Consider the following 2,069-nt stretch of genomic DNA (forward strand, 5'->3'; position numbering starts at 1 on the left):
AATCACAAATTAAGATGTAACTGTCTTTTTTGAATTTGGTATAAAATTATTACAACTAATTCATCATGATTATAAAAATTGGCAACGTTAGTCATGAATTTAGAAGTTATAAGTACAATAAAGAAAAAGGAATATTTATGAATAAATAAGCGAATAAGCGTGGATTTAATTTTGATAGTAGATTTATGGCAACGAGTTAGCTGATACATACATATTTGTTTCGTTTTTGATAAATGAAATGAATCAAAAAGATGAAGGCAAGTAAAAAATAGAAAAACTAAAAAATTAATAGCTAATCTTAACTATTATAGTAAACAAACCTGACTAAACTAATAGAAAATATATCTCAAATTATCACCTATGAAAGTTAATTTTAATATTGTTCGGCAGAATCAAAATACTCAACCCAAAGTTAAAACTTATACCCTAGAAGTTGAACCAGGCAATACAATTTTAGAATGCCTCAATCGTATTAAATGGGAGCAAGATGGAACTTTAGCTTTTCGGAAAAACTGCCGGAATACTATCTGTGGTAGTTGTGGAATGCGAATCAACGGTCGTTCCGCTTTAGCTTGCAAAGAAAATATTGGAAATGAATTAGCTAGACTAGAAAAAATAGCTGATAATAATTACGATAATACTACTGCCAAATCTCTTCCAGAAATAACTATTTCTCCTATGGGCAATATGCCAGTAATTAAAGATTTAGTAGTAGATATGAGTAGCTTTTGGCAAAATCTAGAAGCAGTTGAACCTTATGTAAGTACAGAAGCACGAAAGATTCCAGAAAGGGAATTTCTACAGACTACTGCTGAACGGGATAAACTAAATCAAACAGGTAATTGTATTCTATGTGGGGCTTGTTATTCTGAATGTAATGCTCGTGAAGTTAATCCAGATTTTGTTGGGCCACACGCTTTAGCTAAAGCTTACAGAATGGTAGCTGATTCGCGGGATGACCAAACAGAGAAAAGATTAGAAAAATATAATCTTGATACTGCTGGAGTTTGGGGTTGTACCCGTTGTTATTATTGTAATTCTGTCTGTCCGATGGAAGTTTCACCTATGGATCAAATAGGTAAGATTAAACAAGAAGTTCTTGTTCGTAAAGACCAACAAGCTAGTCGTTCTATTCGCCACCGAAAAGTATTAATTGATTTGGTTAAGGATGGAGGTTGGATTGATGAACGAAAATTTGGTATTCAAGTAGTTGGTAACTATTTTCGAGATATTCAAGGGTTATATAGTTTGGGACCTTTGGGATTAAGAATGTTGGCCAAGGGTAAGTTCCCTTTAACTTTTGAACCTTCTGAGGGAACTGAAACTGTGCGATCGCTGATTGAATCAGTGAAAAGCTTAGACAATAAATCTAGTGAGGTAAAGCAATAATTTTTATCTCTAAAAATAGAGGCGTTGCTGAATCAAGGGATGAATCTTTTTGGAACAGGTAAATCTTATCTTTAAATACTTCATACTTATTTTTTATCCAAGGCTACAATTCATCCCACACTCTATGCAACGCCAACATAGATATAAATTCTTTTGTATCTTTCTCAAGATTAAGTTTTTTTTTAATAGGAGTCAGGATTTAAGAGTTAAAACTCAGAAATACGAGAAAATTCAATTTGAGGGCAAGTTTTTACTTAAAAATTGATGCTTAAAAGAGTTAATATCATGTCCGGTTGAACAGTTATAAATAATTAGGGAGGAGATAGGAGACAACCCACTCCTAACCCCTCCCAGGAGGGGAAGATAGAAGATAGGAAAAAAAGTGTTTTCATCACGCTCTTATCCGGACATGGTATAACTCATGCACAATACGACTTGGAGTATGGGAAAAATGACCCTTACTTTAGAGTTCAAAAAAATATAGTGAGTTGTTAGTTAAATATCAGCCAAAGCTAATAATGGCAATAAAAACAGAGGAGGAAAATGAAAAAGCACACCGCAGTTGTAGAGGAACTAATAAGGGACAAAATATCACTGAGCAAGCAAGAAGCTTTGTATTAGTTATATCATCTCCGGATGAACAGTTATAAATAATTGTGGAGTCCTCAGTCCTCAGTCCA

Annotated in this window: 1 protein-coding gene; it reads left to right on the plus strand. The window is 33.5% G+C overall.

The window, feature by feature from the left end; all coding sequences use genetic code 11:
* Positions 1-360: 360 nt before the first annotated feature.
* Positions 361-1,389 carry a succinate dehydrogenase/fumarate reductase iron-sulfur subunit gene (locus tag F6K22_RS39480; RefSeq protein ID WP_293110487.1) on the plus strand — a complete coding sequence of 343 codons (1,029 nt, stop codon included), beginning with the start codon at positions 361-363 and terminating at the stop codon, positions 1,387-1,389.
* Positions 1,390-2,069: the final 680 nt, after the last annotated feature.

The sequence above is a fragment of the Okeania sp. SIO2F4 genome (assembly GCF_010672385.1).
In the GTDB taxonomy this organism is placed as follows: domain Bacteria; phylum Cyanobacteriota; class Cyanobacteriia; order Cyanobacteriales; family Microcoleaceae; genus Trichodesmium.